This window comes from Streptomyces gobitricini (genome assembly GCF_039532985.1).
Classification (GTDB): domain Bacteria; phylum Actinomycetota; class Actinomycetes; order Streptomycetales; family Streptomycetaceae; genus Streptomyces; species Streptomyces gobitricini.
On record NZ_BAAASR010000031.1, the window covers coordinates 25,314 to 44,115 of the forward strand.

Consider the following 18,802-nt stretch of genomic DNA (forward strand, 5'->3'; position numbering starts at 1 on the left):
TCACGCGTCCGGCCACGTCCGGCGCCAGGTCCGGGGCGGCGGCCTCGGAACCGGAGGCGGTGGGTGTCCTCGCCGCCGGACGCGTCGGTCGGGACGGTCCCGGGCGAGCCGGCGCTCGCGTCCGTCGGTGTTCCCGGCCCGGACGCCGCGCCGCTCCGCGTACGGGCCGGCACGTCCCCGGCGTCACCCGGCGCTCGCCGTACGGCGTCCCCTCGACGCACGTGAAGGGGAACCGCGCCAGGACGCCGGGGGTCGAAGTCACCCACCACCCGCAGCCCTTCGCGGCACGGCATCACCGGTCGCCGCCGGTCAGGGGCTTGCCGCCGGGAGTGGGGCCGTCGGCGGGGGTGGCACCCGGGAGCACCCGGTCACCGTTCGCGCCAGGGCCTCCGGAACGGCCGGAAGTCGCCCCTCCGAGTGAGCGCGGAGCCGGGCCCTCCCGGACGGAGGCCCTCCCGGGGGCCGCGGGGCGCCTGGGTGAGGGCGGTGCGCCGTGCGTGCCGGCACTGCCGGTCCGCTCCGGGCCCGCTCGGGGAGAGGCCGCTCCGGTCCGGTCCGGCCCGGTTCGGGGGCCGCCACCCGGACGGGCCGTCTTACGGTCCGTCAGCAGCCGTCACAGGGGCAGCAGCAGTCGCAGCCGCCGGGGCCGCAGTCGCAGTCGCGGCAGCAGCCCTCGCGCTTCTTGCGGGACCAGGGGCCCTCGTACTCCTTGGCGCAGCAGATCCGGCAGGTGCAGAAGAGCCAGGTGAAGGCCGCGCAGCCGGCCAGGAAGCCCCGGGGCGTGGGCCGGGACGGCTCGCCGCCGCCGGGTCCGCCGAAGCCTGGCGGCATCCCGCCGCCGGAACCGCCGTACCCACCGGAGCCGCCGTACCCGCCGGGGTGACCCGGGCCCTGCGGCCCTCCCGGCTGCCCGCCGTAGGGGTTCGACGGCCCGTACGGGCCCTGCCCGGGGGCCTGGTGGGGGCCGCCGGGGTGGGGGGCCTGATGGGGGGCACCCCGGTGGGGGGCACCGCCGCCGTACCCCTGGTGCGAGCAGGTCGCCGTGCCGAACGCCCGGTCCACCGACTGCCGCAGCTCGTGCGCGAGCAGCACGTGCAGCAGCGTGTCGTCCACGAATTCCGCGTCCCGCAGGGCGAGCCGTATCCCGTGCAGCGCGTCGTCCGCGAGCCGGCGCGCCTCGGCGAGCGAGGTCCCCGTCGCGGTGAGCGGGTTCCAGGCACCGGAGGCGGCGTCGGCCTCCCGGTCCTCCACCGCGTCCAGCAGGTGCGCCAGCCGCCCGAACAGCCGGCCCGCCTCCGCCAGCGGTGCCACGTTCCCCGGCTTGCCGGCCAGCACGGCGGTGTGCGCGAAGGCGGCGGCGGTGGCCGTCTCGGTCGGCTCGGTCACCGTCAGCAGGGGTGTGCCGACGCCCGCCAGCGCCTCGATCCCGCTCTGCCGGTCCACCGCGTCGACCAGGACGGCCGTGTCGAGGCCCAGTTCGCGCCCGGTCCTGGCGCCCGCCCGGTCCCAGCCGAGGGCCAGCCGGCGTGCGGCGGCGGCCATCGGACGGCGCGCCAGCAGGCCGTCCCGGTCGGCGACATGGTCCCGTATCTTCGCCGACGCCAGCACCAGGGAGACGGCCGCCGCGAGCCGCGGCCCCTCTCCGCCGGCGACGGGAGCCGTGCGCATGGCACGCAGCGGGCAGGGCCCCGCCGTACGCCGCGATCCGGGTGCGCGCTCGCTCTGAGCCTCCGTCAGGACCGAGACGATGAGGCCGTCGTAGTTGGTGGCGACCCGGGCGAACTGCCCGTGGTCGGCCCGAAGTGCCAGGCAGAGCCCGCACAGATGGGCCTTCCACTCCGCTCTCAGCCCGTCGCTGAGCCGGTGTGCGCACGGCCTGACGATCCCGAACATGATGCTCCCCCGTGAGTTGTGCGTGGTACGCGGCGGGCATCGTACCGAGCCGTTTCGTTCACCCGTACGTCCGCACGCTCACCCGTACGGCCCGAATGTCATATTTGAGTTGCGCGGGCCCCTTCTCACGGCCCTTGCGGCCGTACAACCTTGACGAATCGCCACATCCTCTGCACCAGTACCGTCACGAATCGCTCGCGCGGTGACTGTCCACTTGGCGCGCGATCCGCATGATGGACGACGATAGGGATAGCGGAACCACAAGTGACCGCGTGAAAGGAGGCGTCCATGGGATCGGTGCGCAAGGCGAGTGCATGGCTCGGTCTCGTCGAGGACAACGACGAGCGCTACTACGACGACGAGTACGCCGAGGGTGACCGCTCCAGCGACTCCTGGGTGACCGACCCGCGGGTCCGCGTCGTCTCCGAGACCGCCCAGGAGGAGGGCCGCCGGATCGCCACGGTCTCCCCCGACGGGTTCCGGGACGCCCGCAGCATCGGCGAGCTCTTCCGGGACGGCGTCCCGGTCATCATGAACCTCACGTCCATGGAGCCCGCCGACGCCAAGCGCGTGGTCGACTTCGCGGCCGGCCTGACCTTCGGGCTGCGCGGCTCGATCGAGCGCGTGGCGACCCGGGTCTTCCTGCTGACGCCCGCGGACACCCAGATCGTCAACGGGGAGCCCGGGCCTCACACCCAGGACGGTTTCTTCAACCAGAGCTAGCGGGCGAGGCGGCTCACCGGAACGCGTCGAGGCCGGTGAGCGCCTTGCCCAGGACGAGCTGGTGCATCTCCACGGTGCCCTCGTAGGTGAGCACCGACTCCAGGTTGGTGGCGTGCCGCATGACGGGGTACTCCAGCGAGATCCCGTTGGCACCGAGGATCGTCCGCGAGGTGCGGCAGATCTCGATGGCCTCCCGGACGTTGTTGAGCTTGCCGAAGCTGACCTGCTCGGGGCGGAGCTTCCCGGCGTCGAGCCGCCGCCCGAGGTGGTGGGCGAGCAGGATGCCCTTGTGCAGCTCCAGCGCCATGTCGGCGAGCTTCGCCTGGGTGAGCTGGAAGCCGCCGATGGGCTTGCCGAACTGTTCGCGCGTCCTCGCGTACTCCAGTGCCGCCTCGAACGAGGAACGCGCGGCGCCCATGGCACCCCAGACGATCCCGTAGCGGGCGTGGCTCAGGCAGCTGAGCGGGCCCTTCAGGCCGGTGACGCCGGGCAGCACGGCGTCGGCCGGCAGCCGTACGTCGTCCAGGACGAGTTCACTGGTGACGCTGGCGCGCAGCGACCACTTGTGGGTGATCTCGGGTGCGGAGAAGCCGGGGCTGCCGGCCGGCACGGCGAAGCCGCGGATGCCGTCGTCGGTCTGCGCCCATACGACCGCGACCCCGGCCACCGAGCCGTTGGTGATCCACATCTTGCGTCCGTTGAGGACCCAGTCGGTGCCGTCCTTCTTGGCGTAGGTCCGCATACCGGCCGGGTCGGAGCCGTGGTCGGGCTCGGTCAGGCCGAAGCAGCCGATGGTCTCGCCCGCCGCCATCGACGGCAGCCAGCGCTGCTTCTGCTCCTCGGAGCCGAACCGGTGGATCGCGTACATGGCGAGCGAGCCCTGCACGGAGACCAGCGAGCGGATGCCGGAGTCAGCGGCCTCAAGCTCCAGGCAGGCCAGCCCGTACTGGACGGCCGTCGCGCCCGCGCAGCCGTAACCCTCCAGCGGCATGCCGAGTGCGCCGATCGAGCCGAGCTCACGGGCCAGCTCCCGGATGCCGGGCAGCTCGCCCTTCTCGTACCACTCGGCGATGTGCGGCAGGACCCGGTCGGCCGCCCAGGCGCGGACGGTGTCGCGGATGGCGAGGTCCTCGGGGGCGAGCAGGTCGTCGATACCGAGGGGGTCGCCGGCGTCGAACGGCGGGAGCTTCGCGGGTGCGGACATGGACGGGACCTCCGAGCGACACGGGGCGGCACTAAAACTAGCGGTGTTAGTCACGCTGCGCGGCCGACGTTACGACGCCGAGTGCCGTGCGTCCAGACCCGGCGGCGGGCGCCGCACCGGCAGTCCGCCCTACGTCCCGCGGCGGGCCGTGCGCCCCGACCCGGCCGGTTCCGCCGGCTGCCGCCGCGCGGGCACCCGGGTCACCGGCGCACCGCCCGGACCTGCGGCGTCCTTGGGATCCGGCCAGGCGTCCGCAGCGCCCAGCCGGGCGTCGATGTCCGGCCGGCAATCCATCACGCGCGGCAGCCGCAGCGCCATCAGCGCGCCGAGCAGCAGCAGTCCCGCGCTGACGACCAGCGTGACGTGCAGGCCGTGCACGAACGCGTGCCGCGCGGCCGTGCGCAGTGCCTCGCCCGCCGGGCCGCCGAGCTGGGCCGCGACCTGATAGGCCTCGCCCAGCGAATTGGCGGCGGCGGCACCGGCGGGTGCGGGGACGCCCGGCACGTGCGCGAGGCCGGGCGCGTACGCGGCGTTCATGACACTGCCGAGCAGCGCGATGCCCATTCCGGCGCCGAGCTGGTAGGAGGTCTCACCGATCGCGGCGGCACCGCCCGCGCTCTGCGCCGGGGCCTCGCTGAGCATCGACTCGTACGCCCCGAACAGCGTGGTCTGGAGCCCGAAGCCGAGGAGCACGAACCCGGTGGTGAGCAGCAGGGGCCGGTCGTGCTGTCCCATCAGGACGAGCAGCAGGACGGCGGCGGCGGTCAGGACGAATCCCCAGCCCACCATCCGGCGCGGGCCGACGCGCCGCAGCGTGTAGGAGCCGGTGGCTCCGGCGGCCATGGCGGCGAAGGTGAGCGGCAGCAGCCGCAGCCCCGTCTCGAGCGGGGTCAGTGCCAGGACGAGCTGGAGGTACTGGACGGCGATCAGTTCGAGACCGACCAGCGCGAGCATGGCGAGGACGATGCAGCCCACCGAGGTGGTGAACGCCGCCCGGGCGAACAACCGCGTGTCGACCAGCGGGTGCGCGCGGCGCTTCTGCCGCCGTACGAAGAGGACCAGCAGGACCGCGCCGAGCAGCAGCGGTGCCGCCGTCTCCACGCTGAGGAGGGAGTCTCCGGCACCGGCCCGCTTGACGCCGAGGACCACGCCCAGCACACCGGCCGCCGCCATCAGGGCTCCCAGTACGTCCCACGGACCGCTGCCGCTGCCCTTGGACTCGGGGAGCAGCCAGCGGCCGAGGGGCAGGATCAGTGCCATCAGGGGGATGTTTATGAGGAAGACCGAGCCCCACCAGAAGTGCTGTACCAGGAATCCGCCGAGGACCGGTCCGGTCGCGGCGCCGGCGGCCGCGACGGCCGTCCAGACGCCGATCGCCGTGGCCCGTTCACGCCGGTCGGGGAAGACCGCGCGGAGTATCGACAGGGTGGCGGGCATGATCATGGCGCCGCCGACGCCGAGCAGCGCGCGGGCGGCGATCAGTACGGCGGGGGTGTCGGCGAAGGCCGCGACGGCGGAGGCCACGCCGAACAGCCCGTATCCGGCGAGCAGGACGCGGCGGCGCCCGACCCGGTCGCCGAGCGTGCCGAAGAGGATCAGCAACGAGGCGCAGACCAGGGGGTAGGCGTCGACGATCCACAGCAGCGCCGTGGAGCTGGGGCGCAGGTCCTCGGTGACCGCGGGTACGGCGACATGGAGGACGGTGGCGTCGAGCGCGACCAGCAGCAGGCTGACGCAGAGGACGAAGAGGACGACCCAGCGGTTGGCACCGCCGCCGGTGGCACGCAGCCGTGCGCCGGCCGTGGTCGTCACGGACATATACGTACCTCCCACTGACCACAGACGTATCCCTCGCGCTCGGTGGGCACCGGCCGGAGAGGGGACGACTTCCGGGGCGGCCCGGCATCGACGGGCGAGTGAGCCGTCAGCGTACGCGAGTCGGGGCCGGTGACGCGTGGCCCATCTCTCATGGGGCGGGCGCGACAGGTGTGGCGTACACCACTCCGGTCCGGCCCGGGGGCCGCGGCGGACCGGGTGCCGGAGGCGGCGGTGTGCGGCATGGGAGGGGGAATTCCGGCCGGGGGGCACTTTCGGTCATTTCCCGGGGCAGGGAAACACACATCCCCCGGATGCCCTGCGTCAATAGGGTTCGGGGCCGCCGAGGTTTATGGATAAGCGCGGAATAAACATCTCGCTGAGACACACTCCACATCACATCGTCATCACGAAAGGAGCGGATCGGCGTGGGCCGACACTCACTCCCTGTAACGTCGATTGGGTGCGTACCGACATCTTTGCCCGTCTGGACCGGGAGCCGGAACCGCCGAAGATTGAGATCCCGCGGATGAGCCGCACCCGTCTCGCCCTCTTCGGCGGGACGTCGGCGTTCTACCTCGCCATCGTGGTGGCCGTGCTCGTCTCGTCGTGGCTGGTGACCCTCGACTGGAAGGTCATGCTCTTCCGGCCGTATCAGCAGTGGCCGGAGCTGCACGCGACGCTGGACTACTTCGTGGTGCTGGGCCAGCGCGGCCCGACGGCCGTGATGGTGGCGGCCTGGCTCGGCTGGCGCTCCTGGCGGCAGCACACGCTCCGCCCGCTGCTGGCGCTGGGCGCCGCGCTGCTGCTGCTGAACGTCACGGTGGGAGCGGTCAAGCTCGGTCTGGGCCGGCTCGGCCCCCACTACGCGACGCGGATCGGCTCGGCCGAGATGTTCGCCGGCGGCGATATATTTCCTTCCGGCCACACCGCCAACGCGGTGGTGACCTGGGGCATCCTGGCGTACCTCGCCACCACCCCCCGGGCCAGACGCCATCTGTCGGCCCTGTCCGCCGTGGTCGCGCTGGGCGTCGGTCTGACCACCGTCTACCTCGGTACGCACTGGCTGAGCGATGTGCTGCTCGGCTGGGCCGCCGGCCTGCTGATCCTGCTAGGACTGCCCTGGTGCGAGCCGCTCATCGCCCGCGCCGAGGCGATGATCTTCGAGGTGCGGGAGAAGCTGCGGGCGAGCCGCCGCCTGGTACCGTCGCTGCCCGTCGCGGCGGGCGGGCCGCGGCCGGTCATGTACCCGCGGCCGGTCGGCGCGGACGACGAACCGGTGCGCGAGGCGGTCTCCTCGACGAGCGGTGTCGCCCGTCCCTCGGTCAGGGCCACGCTCACCCAGCCTCGTCCGCACGCGGCGGTGCGTTCGGAGCGGGCGCCCGTCACCCCGGCGGGCAGTTGCCGGCCGCCGCGCTCACGGCCCGTGACGGGCGGCTGAGGAAGACGGTGCGGTACGTGCGGAGGGCCCCGGCTGCGGAAGCCGGGGCCCTCCGCACGTGCGGGCGCGGGGGGTCAGCCGACCCAGCAGCGCGTGACGGTGGAGTCGTCGACCTCGAAGTTGATCCGGCCCGCCACGAATTCCAGAGTGATGATCGAGCCGGGCGGGAGCGACCGTACGGTGGTCCAGCCCCGGGAGCGGGCGCGTCGTTCCGCCTCGGTCTCGTCGAGGCCGACGTATGACTCGGGGCTGTCGTCGGGCTGTGCGGGAGAGCTCGGAATCGGTGCCATGCCCTTCACCGTAAGGTGCGGCGCACAGCGACGGAAGCCGGGCGGGACACATCGCCCCACCATCCTCACGTACCCCGGGGGTCACGCTTGTGTCACAGGAGCGCGACATGTGTTCAGTAAGGCCCTCTTCGCCCCGGAGGGGCTCCGGCGGCGCTCCACGGGGTGTCGGCGGTGGAATTGCCGACACCCCGTGGAGCGCTGAGAACCTGTTCACGAGCCGCCGTAGTAACGCATTTCCATGGCTTCGGAAAAACGCTTCGGCATATCGTCACGATAATCGCTGCGGCATGACACCTTCACGAAGTCGCCATGGAATTCACCCACCAGGCCGACATGTCGTCCGTCCGCCGTCCGCGGGCCGGGCGGACCGGTCCAGCGCCCGCGAGAGACGGTCGCGAACCACCCGGACGTGGTCCTCCACGGCACGCGGCTCGATCACCTCGAACTCCAGCCCCATGAGCGCGACGTGGATCACCAGGACGTCGAGGCCGGTCGCGCCTGTGCGCAGCAGGCACGTCGACTCCCCCTCCGCCTCCAGGACACCGTCCATCGGGCCGACGACCCGCGCGGCCTCGGTGACCGGGACGTGGAGCCGGACGACGGCCTGCGCCGCGTACACCCTCCTGGCCACGCCCTCGGAGACGTACGCCGCCAGGTCCTCCGCCGGCGGCGTACGGGGCGGGAAACGCGGCCCGTGCGGCGGCCTGGGGAGGATCCGGTCCGCCCGGAACGTCCGCCAGCCGGAGCGGTCCACGTCCCAGGCGACCAGGTACCAGCGGCGCTCGGTGCACACCAGGCGGTGCGGCTCGACCGTACGGCGGGTGGCCGAGCCGCCGTGGTCGCGGTACTCGAAGCGCAGCCGCTCGCTGTCCCGGCAGGCCGCCGCGAGCTCGGTGAGCACCGACGGGTCCACCGGGGACTCCGCCGTGCGCAGCACGGGCACCGTGAAGGTGGTCAGCGCGCTGACCCGGCGCCGCAGCCGGTCGGGCAGCACCTGCTCCAGCTTGGCCAGCGCGCCCACCGACGTCTCCCCCACGCCATCGATGCCGCTGCCCGCCGCGGTACGCAGCCCGACGGCAACCGCGACGGCCTCGTCGTCGTCCAGCAGCAGCGGCGGCAGCGCGGCGCCCGCGCCGAGCTGGTACCCGCCACCCGTGCCGGGGCTGGCGTTGACGGGGTAGCCGAGCTCGCGCAGCCGGTCGACGTCGCGCCGTACGGTGCGGGGCGTGACGCCCAGCCGCTCGGCGAGGTCGGCGCCGGACCATTCGCGGTGCGCCTGGAGCAGGGACAGCAGGCGCAGCAATCGTGCCGAGGTCTCCAACATGGGGGCGAGTCTGCCACCGGTCGAGGACAGCGACCGTCCTCGACCGGGACCCCGGCGGCACGCTCGACGACGCCCTCGATGACGTCCTCGATGACGTCCTCGGTGTCGCCGTCGATCACGCGGTGAGCCGTACGCAGAGGTCGTTGTCGGTCGTGTAGCAGGGCGCCGCCTTGTACCCCTCCCCCTGGTGCACGGGGTAGACGAAGACGTTCTTGCGGTCCCAGACGTCGTCCAGGACGCGGGAGATCCGCACCGGCTCCGCGCCCGCGCCGGGCCGCAGCCACAGCTGCCACAGCTGCTCGGCCGCGAGCGGCGGCTCGGCGAGCGCGTCGTAGGGGACGGTGAAGGTGAACGCCCCCTCCGCACCGTCGGCCGGCACCCGGTGGACCGTCCCGCCCAGCCGCGCCTCGGCCATCGCGCCGGGCTCGGCCCGTACCCCGTACAGCGTCCCCTCGACCGTGCAGGCACCGTCGCCGAGGACGATGTCACCCGCCTCGGCGTGCGGCCGCCGCACCCAGCTGCGCACGGCGAGCCGGCCGTCCGCCGTGGGGTACGGGACACGGACGCAGACCCCGTCACTCCCGTCGGGGACCCGGTCGACGAGCGCCCGCAGGTCGCGGATGCCCGGCTGGACCGCCCGCCCGTCGAGGTACATGTCCCAACGGCCCTCGGCGAGTTGCACCGTGCCGGGCAGCACCGCCCGCATGTGCCCCTCGCCCGCGGGGGTGAGCGGCAGCCGGGCCTCGTCCGCCGGGCCGCCGGAACCGCCGCGCCGGCGCAGTACCAGGACCGGCTCGGCAGCGTCGACGACCGCTATGTCGAAGGTGACGCCCCCGGCGGAGTCCGCGACGCAGTCCGCGCGAGGCGGCGCGGGTGCGAGGGCCGGGTCGGTGGCGTCGCTCATGCGGGCTTTCCCTTCCGGAGCGCGTCGGCGGCCTTGTACCGCACGGAGTAGGCGGCGTCCAGGACCGCCCCGCGCGTGCGGTGCAGCCCGTCCCGGACCCGGCCGCGCGAGCGGCCGTTCGCCCCCTGCGCGACGAGCCCGGTGAACAGCGCCTCGTGGCGCTCGGCGATCCGGACCGGGTCGAAGCGCTGCGACGCCGCGAGCGCGGCCTGCCCGGTGCGGCGCCTGAGCTCGTCGTCCTGGATGAGTCCGAGCAGCGCGTCGGCGATCGCGTCCACGTCGCCCACCGGCACCAGCCGTCCGTCGACGCCGTCCTCGATGATCTCGCCGGGCCCGTGCGGGCAGTCGGTGGAGACCACCGGCAGTCCGCAGCGCATCGCCTCGACGATCGTCATGCCGAAGGATTCGAGGCGCGAGGTCACGGCGGCGATGGAGCCCTTGACCCACTCGGGCTCCAGCGGGTTCGCCGTACCCATGAGGAAGACGTGGTTGTGCAGGCCGCGCGCCTCGATCAGGGTGCGCAGCGCGTTTCTCTCGTTGCCGGTCGCGTCACCGGAGCCGTAGATCCGCAGCCGCCAGTCGGGGCGGGCGGCGACCACCTTCGCGAAGGCCTCGACGAGCAGGTCGTAGCGCTTGACGCGGGTGAGCCGGCCGGCCGCCACGACCCACTTGGCGGTGGAGTCGGCGGGCTCGACGGCCGGGGCGGGCACGCTGTTGGGCACGGACTCGATGCGTACGCCGGGCAGCTTCAGCCTGGTGCGGTACGAGCGCGCGTCGGCCTCGGTGACGGTGGTGATCGCGTCGAGGAGGGCGTAGCGGTGGCCGATCTCACGGCGCAGCCGGTAGCCGTGGCTGTCCAGCGTCAGGTGTTCCTGGCCGACGCGGACCGGCCCGCGGCGGGCCTGGCGGGCGATGTGGACGTTGAGGCCGGGGCGGGTGCCGACGACGACGTCCGCCTGAAGGGTCTTCAGGTGGGCGGCGATCCGGTCGTCGGTGAGGCGGCTGTACTGCTTCCAGCGGCCGTCGCCGCGCGGGAAGACCTTGGCGGGCTTCTTGTAGTCGGGGTGCGCGCCGTCGTAGGCGGGGCTGTTCTTGCGCAGGTCGACCAGGTGCCTCATGGTCACGCCGGCGGGGGCGCCGAGGGTCGGTTCCTCGCGGTGGCGGAAGACGGACACGATCTCGACCTCGTGCCGCTCGGCCAGTTCCCGGGCGAGGTTGAACGTCGTGCGGATCGTGCCGCCGATGCCGTAGGCGTTGTGCAGCAGGAAAGAGATGTGCATCGCGTCGCCGCGTCCCCCTGGTCCGGACGGGTCCGATGGGCCCGTCCGATGGTCTCTGGTCGGTCTCTGGTCGGTCTCTGGTCGGTCTCTGGTCGGTCTCTGGTCGGTCTCTGGTCGGTCTCTGGTCGGTCTCTGGTCGGTCTCTGGTCGGTCTCTGGTCGGTCTCTGGTCGGTCTCTGGTCGGTCTCAAAGGGCGACTGTACTTGGCTTCCGGCCGCGGGGGCGGTCAGGGCCGGTAGGGCAGCTGGGGCACGGTGGCGCAGTTGTCGTACATGTCGCCGCCCTGGGTGACCCAGCCCCGCCCGTCCTGCCAGCGGGCCACGGACAGGCAGGTGTGACGGGTCTTCGGGGGTTCGGGGAGCCGTTCGAAGCGCACGGGCAGCAGGAGGCCACGGGCGGTGTAGGGCTCGGCGCGGTTGACGAACCGTTCGAGGCACGCGCGCGTGAGTCCCGTCTCCGTACAGGACTCGGCGGCGTCCGTGAACCACATGGCGGCCGCCCAGCCCTCCAGCGCCCACTGGGAGAGCGGCTTGTCCTTCATGGCCCGCCGGAACTCCCGTACGGCCGGGTGTGCCGTGTCGTCGTGGTTGCGGCTGGCGCCGGTCACCCACAGGGCGTTGCGGCAGCGCGGGGCGTCCTCGAAGTCGCGCGGGACGTCCTGGTTCCAGTTCTGGACGTTGGTGACCTTGGCGGTGACGGTCACGCCGACGGCGTCCATCGCCTCGCACAGCCGGGCGTTGCCGTGGGTGTCCAGGGCGTCGAAGACGATGTCGACGCCCTGTTCGCGGAGGTCGGCGGCGACGGCGCGGTAGTTGGGGAGGGCGAAGTCGACCTGTTCGGTGACGACCCGGTACCCCTCCGCTTCCAGGCCCTTGGTGACCAGCCGGGCGTAGGCCGCGGACGCGGCCTGGTTGTAGGCGACGACGGCCGCCGTGCGGACGCCGTGCTCGCGCTTGAACCAGCGGTACACCTCGGTGCCGCCGGCGAGGACGCCGTTCCAGCCGGGCTCGTCCCCGGTGCGCGGGGCGGAGCTGCCGTAGATGCCGTACAGGTGCGGGTACGTGTCGTAGGCGGGGCCGAGCGGCTGGCCTCCGATGTCGGGGACGCCCGCGCGGGACACACGCGCGGCGCCCGCGTAGTCCAGGGCGGTGGTGGCGACCAGGGCGAGGACGCGCTTGTCGTCGACGAGTTCCCGCACGCACGCGGTGTTGCCGATGCCGCTGCCACCGTCGTCGCAGGTGGTGACCTCCACGCGGCGCCCGTCGATGCCGCCCCGGGCGTTGAGAACCTCGAAGAACGCCAGCGCGCCGTCGCGGGGGCCGGTGAGGGCACCGCCGCCGACGGGGCTGGTGGCGCCGGTGATGACGCCGACGCGGATGGGCTCCCCGTCGCTCGTCACGGCGGGGGGCCGCGACGCGAAGGCGCTCTCGGGGAGGCGGCTGCCGCAGGCGGCGCTCAGGACGAGGAGGGCTGCCAGCAGGACGGATTCAGCAGCCCGGTACGGCCGAGGCATCGGGGCTGAGCCTGACCAGGGCGCACAGCGTCTTCTGGGACACCTTCCAGGTGTCCTGCTGGTGCACGGCGGTGCCCTTGGAGTCCGGCAGGGCGGGGTTGCCCGCGACCAGCAGGTCGTAGGTGACGTCGGCCCGGGTGGCCGACGTGAAGGTGACGTCCTTCACCTGCACGGACGTCTGGGCGGCCTGCGGGCTGGCGGAGAAGGCCTGGAGCACGGGCCGCATCCGGTCGCCGTTCTCCAGCACCGCGACCTTCCGGTCGGTCGGCGTCCCGGGGTCGAAGAAGGTGGTCCAGTTCTTCTGGATCTCGTCGCGCGCGGCGGCGGGGTCGGCGGGCCGGTCCTCTCCCTGGGTCACGGTCGCGGTGGCCGCCGGGGACCTCTGCGGCTCGCCGCCGTCGCCGTCGCCGCAGCCGGCGGCGACCGGTACCAGTGCCAGGACCGCGGCGACCGCCAGGGCCGGGGTACGGGGGTGCTTGCGGGGACTGTTGTGGACCATCTGGCTCACCGCCGGGTTCCGGGGTCTGTGCCTTCTTGGGCCTTCTTGGGCATAGTGCAAGGAATCGTCATATATCGCCAGCCGGAGGGTTCGGGATGCCGACATCGCGGGCGCTGTGGTGGGGCGGAATCGTGGCTGCCGCCACCGGCGCGGTGCTGTGCGTACTGGGCTGGTACGGGGTGTCGGGCGAGCGTTTCGCGGAGCGTCAGATCCCGTACCTGGCGTCCTGTACGGTGCCGGGCGCCGCCCTGGTGGTGGCCGGGGCGGTGCTGCTGGCCCGGGTGCCGACGCGGCGGGCGGCGGCGGGCGGGGCGGCGCGTGAGCCCGCGGGGGCGGACCGCCCCTCCTCCGACGCTCCGCCGGTGCGGGTGCCGGGCGGGACGCTGGCACACCGGCCGGACTGCCCGCTGGTGGCGGGGAAGGCGGACGCGGTGCCGGCCGGGGACGCGGCGCTGGACCCGTGCCCGGTGTGCGAGCCGGAGGGCTGAAGCCCCGGTGTCCTCGCTGACGTACGAACTCGTCCTGGCCGGGCTCGCGGTGGGCAGCGCGGCCGCCCTCACCGGGATCGGGCTGATCGTCACGTACCGCGCGACGGGCGTACTGAACCTCGCGCACGGCGCGATCGCCATGGTCTGCGCGTACATCCTGCGGAACCTGGTGGTGGAGTGGGGCTGGCCACTGCCGCTCGCCGCGTGCGTGACCCTGCTGGTCGTGGCGCCCGGCATCGGGCTGGCGCTGGACCGGGCGGTGTTCCGGCCGGCGGCGGTGCTCGGCCTGGACCCGGCGAGGACGCTGGTCGCGTCGATCGGCGTGTTCGTGCTGCTCGTCGGCGGCGCTGCCCTGGTGTGGGGCGGCGGGGCACGGGCGGACGCACCGGTGCTGCTCGGCGACGACCCGTGGGCGCAGTTGGCGACGGTGCTGCTGGTGGGCGGCGCGGTCGGGGCGGTGACCCGGTGGACGCGGCCGGGGCGCGAGCTGAGGGCGGTGGTGGACAACCGGGAGCTGGCGGTGCTGGGCGGGATCGACGCGGACCGGCTGTCGGCGGCGGGCTGGGCGTTCGGGTCGTTCACGGCGGGACTGACGGGCGTGCTGCTGGCGCCGTACGTCCGGCTCGACCCGTACGGGCTTCCGCTGCTGGTCGTCGAGGTGATCGTGGTGGCGGTGGCCGCCCGGATGCGGAGCCTGCCGGTGGCGGTGGGGACGGCGCTGGTCATCGGGGTCGCCCAGGCGCAGCTGACCCGCTTCCACCCGGAGGGCTGGGCGGGCCCGCTGGTCCAGGCGGTCGCCACGAACCTGTTCGTCGTCGCCCTGCTGGTCGCCGCCCTGGTCCTGCCGGGGGTGGGGGCGCGGGACGCCCTGCCGCGTACGTCGACGGCCGGGACACGCGTCCCGGCGGGGCTGTGGGTTGCCGCTGGGGTGCTGTATCTGCTGCCGCTCGGTTTCGCCGGGAGCGACCTGCGGACGGCGGTCCAGGTACCGGCGCTCGCCGTCGTCCTGCTCTCCCTGGTGGTGGTGACCGGCCGGGGCGGGCAGATCTCCCTGGGCCAGGCCGCGTACGCCGGTCTGGGCGCGCTGTTCACGGCGCTGCTGGCGGCCGGCCGCTTCCCCGGCCTGCCCGGCCTGGCGGAGCCCGCGGCGCTTGCGGTGGCCGTCGCGCTGGTCGCCCCGCTGGGCCTGCTCACGGGCTGGCCGGCGATCCGCCGCCACGGCCTGGCGCTGGCGCTGGCGACGCTGGCGGTGGGGGTGGCGGTGAGCCGGTTCGTCTTCGCGCAGCCGTACGCGACGGCGGGGCTGTCGCTGTCGCGCCCGGCCGGCCTCGCGTCGGACCGCGCGTACTACGCCGTGGAGCTCGCCGTGCTGGCGTGCGCCCTCCTGGCGGTCGGCGCCCTGCGCCGGGGCCGTACGGGCCGGGCGCTGGCCGCGCTGCGCGACCACGAGGCGGGAGCGGAGGCGGCGGGTGTGCGGGTCCCCGCCCTGAAGGTCCTGGCCTTCGTGGCGGGCGCGGCCCTGGCGGCGCTGGGCGGCGGCCTGCTCGGCATGGGCGTCCAGGCCTTCGATCCGGCGGCGTACGACCCGCTGCGCGGCCTGCTGTGGTTCGCCGCCGTCGTAGTCCTGGGCGCCGACAGCCTGCTGGCCCCGTTGGCCGCCGCGGCCCTGCTGGTCGGTCTCGACGCGGGCGCGGGGGGCGGCGCGGCGGCCGCCGTGATCGGCCTCCTGGCCGCCTTCACCGCCCGCGTCCCGCCGCTGGCCTCCCTGCTGCCGGGAGCCGCCCGCACCCCACGCGGCAAGGCCCCGCACGGCCGGCCGCCCGTCGTGCCCGCAGCCCCGGCCCCGGCCGCCACCGCCGGGGACGCTCCCCGGCGCCTCGCGGGGCCCCCACCCGAGCCCCCGGCCCTGACCGGCACCACCACCAGCACCTGGCCCCTCCGCGCCGCGGCCCGGGCGCGCCGCCACCGCACGGCGGCCGGCGCACCACCGCGTCCCCCCGCCCCCGCGCCCACCCATGGGCTGGAGGCCCAGCGCCTCACCCTCAGCCACGCCGGGTTCACCGCCCTCGACCGTGTCGACCTCCTCGTCGCGCCGGGCAGGGTCACCGCCCTCGTCGGGCCCAACGGCGCAGGCAAGAGCAGCCTTTTCCACTGCCTGGCCGGCACCGCCCGCCCCACCACCGGCCGGGTCCGCCTGGACGGCGCCGACATCACCGCGCGACCCGCGTCCGCCCGCACCCGGCTCGGCATCGCCCGGACGTTCCAGGAACTGGCCGTGTTCCCGTCCCTGACCGTCGAGGAGAACGTCCGCGTCGGCGGCGAGCAGGGCCGCGTGCGCGACGATCCGTACGCCGTCGAGCGCGCCCTGCGCCTCCTCGGTCTGACCGGCGTCCGTCACCTGCCCGCCGCCGGGCTGTCCACGGGCGCCCTGCGCCGTGTCGAGGTGGCCCGCGCCCTGGCGGGGCAGCCGCACACGTTGCTGCTGGACGAACCCGCCGCCGGGCTGGACGCCGCCGAGGCGGCCGCCCTCGCCCGTGTGCTCAGGGCCCTCTCGGCGGACGGCACGGCCGTGCTGGTCGTCGAGCACGACCTGGACCTGGTCGCGGACATCGCGGACACCGTGCACGTCATGGAAGCGGGGCGGATCGTGTCATGAGCGTCGAGATCTCGCTGCGCGCCGCCCGCGTCCGCTACGGCCCCCTGGAGGCCCTCCACTGCGTCGACCTCCCGGTCCCGCCGGCCACCGTGACGGTGCTCCTGGGCCGCAACGGGTCGGGGCGTACGACCGTGCTGCGCGCCCTCGCCGGAACGGTGCCGCTGAGCGCCGGGCGGGTCGTGTGGCGGGGTGCCGACGTGACGCGGCTGCCCGCCCACCGCCGGGCACGCCGCGGCCTGTGCTTCGTACCGGACCGCCGCGCCCTGTACGCCACGCTCACGGTCGCCGAGAACCTCGCCCTGGGCGCCCGGGGCCGGGACCTCACGCCCGCCCTCGACGCCTACCCCGAGCTGCGCCCGCTCCTCCCCCGCCGGGCCGGCACGCTCTCCGGCGGCGAGCAGCGGATGCTCGCGCTCTCCCGCGCCCTGCTGACGCCCGCGCGGGTCGTCCTCGTCGACGAGCCGGTCCTCGGCATGGCGCCCGCCGTGGCCGGCCGCGCCTACCGTCTGCTGTGCGGCCTGTGCGACCGGCACGGCACGGCGGTCGTGGTGGCCGAGCAGCGGCCGCCGGCCGGTCTGCCCGGCGGGACGCTCGCCCATGAGCTGCGGCGCGGGACCCTGTCCTTCAGCGGTGAGCTGGCCGAGTTCACCTCCCGTGCGGCGGGGGAACCGCAGCCGCCTTCGGGGCGGGTGCGAGACCGGGGAGAGTGAGCATCATCCCCGGCCGGATCCGGTTCGGATCGGCCCCCACGACCTTCCCGTTGGCCTTGTACAGCGCCTTCCACCCACCCGGCACCCCGAAGCGCCGCGCCACGGAGGTCAGGGTGTCGCGCGGCTGGACGGTGTGGGCGCGGCCGGAGAGCCCGTACTTCCGGGAGCAGGCGGGCCAGGCGCTCCACCCGTGCCAGCGCAGCACCTCCTCGGCGACCGCGATCTGCTGCGGCCGGGTCGCCAGGTCGGCGCGGCGGGCGTGGGCGAGGCCGCCGTACGTCTCCCAGGTGGACTGCTTGAACTGCAGCCCGCCGTAGTAGCCGTTACCGGTGTTCAGGTTCCACCGGCCGCCGCTCTCGCAGTCCGCGACGCAGCCCCAAGGCCACTGGTCGCCGGCGCAGTCGGCGGCGGACGTGAGCGGGGCCCTCGCCCCGGGGGCGGGCGGTGGCGGGTGGGCGTCCGGCGCGGCGGCCGCGTCCGTCGTCCCCCACGCGAGCAGCAGAACGGCGGGCAACGCTCCCGGCCACAGGCGGATCTTCGGCATCGGCCCACGCTAGAGGGGGTCGCGGCGCCGGGTGCCGTCGCCGCGCGGGGCGGCGGCTAAACCCCACCCGGACGGCCGAAGCACCGAGGCGCGGGTCAACCCGTGACTCCGGCCGCGGGTCATCCGTTGAACTCTTCATGAGACGAGCCGGGAACCGCCCGGCTTCGCACGCAACGAGTCCGAGGAGCCACCCGTGCCCCGCATGCTCGACGTCAGCGAGGACGTACGCGCCGAGATCGGCGACGAGGAAGCCGACCGGCTGCTCGCCGGCGAGAACGCCCCGGGCAGCTACGACTGCACCTCCTGCCGCACCCAGGGCGACTCCGAGCAGGAGCGCACCAGCACCGTCCTGTTCGTGGGCGAGGAGACCGCCGTCCTCGCCTTCGCCCACGCCACCTGCATCCCCTCCCAGGTCGTCAAGGTCGCCGAGGAACAGCTCCAGGGCGCTGTCCGGTCGATCACCGGTACGGAGGCGCAGGCGGCCCCCACCGCCCCGGCACCGGCTCCGGCCGGCGACCAGGCCGTCCTGGGTGTCACCAGCGGTCTCGTACTGATCGACAACGAGCTGCACCCGGCTCTCGTCGTCGAGCCGACCGCGCCCATCGCACGTCCCGGTTCGGCCGGTGACGGCGACGAGTTCCTGCCGCTGCTGATGGAGCAGGGCTTCCTGCCCGTCGGTGACGTCAACCAGAGGCCGGGCCCGATCGCCGGCTGGTCGGTGCTGCTCGCCATGGGCCAGCTGCACGCCATCCTCCAGCCGGGCACGGGCGGTGGCAGCCCGGTCGCGTGGTGGCAGGCCCACCAGCCGCTCCAGGTCACCGAGGGCTGGCGCGCGGCGGCGAACAAGTCGCACACGGTGCTGGTCTTCGCGGCCCCGGTCGGTTCCATCGGCCAGCAGCCGCGCGAGGACCTGCTGCGCGAAGCGCTGGAGAAGGCGGCGGCGAACGGCCGGCTGGTCGCGGCGGCGATGCCGCTGGCCGGTACCTGATGCACTCGAGGGCCGGGGAGGGCCGGGCGGTGGAGGACCCGGCCGTACGCCCCGGCACACGGGTTGGGCACGCGCCGACCGTGCCGCGCCCGGCGTTTTCCGCCCCGGGACCGCATCCGAAGGGCGGTGAGGTCGTTGGCTCATACGTGCACGCATACGAGTCTTCCCGCCAGCCGTACCAGCAGATTCCCGCCATGCGTTCCACGCAGGACGGACTGTCCGCCCCGTCGGCCACGCCGATCTACGACGCGCTGTACTCCGAGTACCTGAGGTCGTTCAGGACCCTGCCCGGCGACCGCAGCGGCGAGGAGGACCTCGGGTTCAAGGCGTTCGGTTCCTCGTTCGGTTCGTCGTTCGGGGCGGGCGGCGGCCCGGGGTCGTACCAGACGCACCAGGGCGGCTACACGGGCGGATGGCAGCCGGTCCAGACGATCCGGCGGGCCACCGGCCATCACCATGTGCCGGCGGCGCTGCCGCCCGCGCCCCGCAGGGGGCTGTGACGCACCACGGTCACGACGGGGGGGGCGGGG

General features: G+C 74.2%; 17 protein-coding genes. 7 read left to right on the plus strand and 10 right to left on the minus strand.

Annotation, left to right across the window (positions count from 1 at the left end; genetic code table 11):
- Nucleotides 1-603 precede the first annotated feature (603 nt).
- Nucleotides 604-1,893, minus strand: a complete 1,290-nt coding sequence (locus ABD347_RS25500; protein WP_344365496.1) for a DUF5685 family protein — start codon at nt 1,891-1,893, stop codon at nt 604-606.
- A gap of 288 nt (nt 1,894-2,181) precedes the next feature.
- Between ABD347_RS25500 and ABD347_RS25505 the strand changes: the two genes are divergently transcribed.
- Nucleotides 2,182-2,616: a cell division protein SepF gene (locus ABD347_RS25505; RefSeq protein WP_344365498.1), complete on the plus strand. Its 435-nt coding sequence runs from the start codon at nt 2,182-2,184 to the stop codon at nt 2,614-2,616.
- A 13-nt stretch (nt 2,617-2,629) separates the two neighbouring features.
- On the opposite strand, the gene ABD347_RS25510 is transcribed toward ABD347_RS25505, so the two are convergent.
- Nucleotides 2,630-3,820 carry an acyl-CoA dehydrogenase family protein gene (locus tag ABD347_RS25510; RefSeq protein ID WP_344365500.1) on the minus strand — a complete coding sequence of 397 codons (1,191 nt, stop codon included), beginning with the start codon at nt 3,818-3,820 and terminating at the stop codon, nt 2,630-2,632.
- Nucleotides 3,821-3,949: 129 nt separating this feature from the next.
- Nucleotides 3,950-5,638, minus strand: a complete 1,689-nt coding sequence (locus tag ABD347_RS25515; RefSeq protein ID WP_344365501.1) for an MFS transporter — start codon at nt 5,636-5,638, stop codon at nt 3,950-3,952.
- A 460-nt stretch (nt 5,639-6,098) separates the two neighbouring features.
- Between ABD347_RS25515 and ABD347_RS25520 the strand changes: the two genes are divergently transcribed.
- On the plus strand, nt 6,099-7,076 hold the full coding sequence (locus tag ABD347_RS25520; RefSeq protein ID WP_344365502.1) for a phosphatase PAP2 family protein: 978 nt from the start codon (nt 6,099-6,101) through the stop codon (nt 7,074-7,076).
- A 74-nt stretch (nt 7,077-7,150) separates the two neighbouring features.
- Here ABD347_RS25520 and ABD347_RS25525 read toward each other — a convergent pair whose 3' ends face one another.
- From ABD347_RS25525 to ABD347_RS25550, 6 genes are all read right to left on the minus strand, one after another.
- Nucleotides 7,151-7,366: an I78 family peptidase inhibitor gene (locus tag ABD347_RS25525; protein WP_344365503.1), complete on the minus strand. Its 216-nt coding sequence runs from the start codon at nt 7,364-7,366 to the stop codon at nt 7,151-7,153.
- 316 nt (nt 7,367-7,682) lie between these two features.
- The gene (locus ABD347_RS25530) at nt 7,683-8,690 is read right to left on the minus strand and encodes a helix-turn-helix transcriptional regulator (RefSeq protein WP_344365504.1); all 1,008 of its coding nucleotides are present in this window, start codon (nt 8,688-8,690) and stop codon (nt 7,683-7,685) included.
- Nucleotides 8,691-8,805: 115 nt separating this feature from the next.
- Nucleotides 8,806-9,594, minus strand: a complete 789-nt coding sequence (locus ABD347_RS25535) for a hypothetical protein (protein WP_344365505.1) — start codon at nt 9,592-9,594, stop codon at nt 8,806-8,808.
- Nucleotides 9,591-10,874 (minus strand): glycosyltransferase family 4 protein, encoded by a 1,284-nt coding sequence (locus ABD347_RS25540; protein WP_344365506.1) that lies wholly within the window; start codon nt 10,872-10,874, stop codon nt 9,591-9,593. The genes ABD347_RS25535 and ABD347_RS25540 overlap by 4 nt, the downstream gene beginning before the upstream one ends.
- A gap of 226 nt (nt 10,875-11,100) precedes the next feature.
- Nucleotides 11,101-12,387, minus strand: a complete 1,287-nt coding sequence (locus ABD347_RS25545; protein WP_344365507.1) for an ABC transporter substrate-binding protein — start codon at nt 12,385-12,387, stop codon at nt 11,101-11,103.
- On the minus strand, nt 12,362-12,886 hold the full coding sequence (locus ABD347_RS25550) for an MTB12 C-terminal domain-containing protein (RefSeq protein ID WP_344365569.1): 525 nt from the start codon (nt 12,884-12,886) through the stop codon (nt 12,362-12,364). Before ABD347_RS25550 ends, ABD347_RS25545 begins: the two co-directional genes overlap by 26 nt.
- A gap of 95 nt (nt 12,887-12,981) precedes the next feature.
- Between ABD347_RS25550 and ABD347_RS25555 the strand changes: the two genes are divergently transcribed.
- Genes ABD347_RS25555 through ABD347_RS25565 form a run of 3 tightly spaced genes read left to right on the plus strand, consistent with a single transcriptional unit; the run spans nt 12,982 to nt 16,740 of the window.
- A complete protein-coding gene (locus ABD347_RS25555; RefSeq protein ID WP_344365508.1) occupies nt 12,982-13,374 on the plus strand; it encodes a hypothetical protein in 393 nt (130 codons plus the stop codon).
- Nucleotides 13,375-13,381: 7 nt separating this feature from the next.
- The gene (locus tag ABD347_RS25560) at nt 13,382-16,030 is read left to right on the plus strand and encodes an ABC transporter permease subunit (RefSeq protein WP_344365509.1); all 2,649 of its coding nucleotides are present in this window, start codon (nt 13,382-13,384) and stop codon (nt 16,028-16,030) included.
- On the plus strand, nt 16,027-16,740 hold the full coding sequence (locus ABD347_RS25565) for an ATP-binding cassette domain-containing protein (RefSeq protein WP_344365510.1): 714 nt from the start codon (nt 16,027-16,029) through the stop codon (nt 16,738-16,740). The genes ABD347_RS25560 and ABD347_RS25565 overlap by 4 nt, the downstream gene beginning before the upstream one ends.
- Here the strand turns inward: ABD347_RS25565 and ABD347_RS25570 are convergent.
- Complete coding sequence (locus tag ABD347_RS25570; protein WP_344365511.1) at nt 16,676-17,284, minus strand: transglycosylase family protein; 609 nt, start codon at nt 17,282-17,284, stop codon at nt 16,676-16,678. The genes ABD347_RS25565 and ABD347_RS25570 overlap by 65 nt on opposite strands.
- A gap of 193 nt (nt 17,285-17,477) precedes the next feature.
- Here ABD347_RS25570 and ABD347_RS25575 point away from each other — a divergent pair, with 193 nt between their 5' ends.
- A complete protein-coding gene (locus tag ABD347_RS25575) occupies nt 17,478-18,272 on the plus strand; it encodes a hypothetical protein (RefSeq protein ID WP_344365512.1) in 795 nt (264 codons plus the stop codon).
- Between the two features lie 194 nt (nt 18,273-18,466).
- A complete protein-coding gene (locus ABD347_RS25580) occupies nt 18,467-18,772 on the plus strand; it encodes a hypothetical protein (protein WP_425575764.1) in 306 nt (101 codons plus the stop codon).
- Nucleotides 18,773-18,802: the final 30 nt, after the last annotated feature.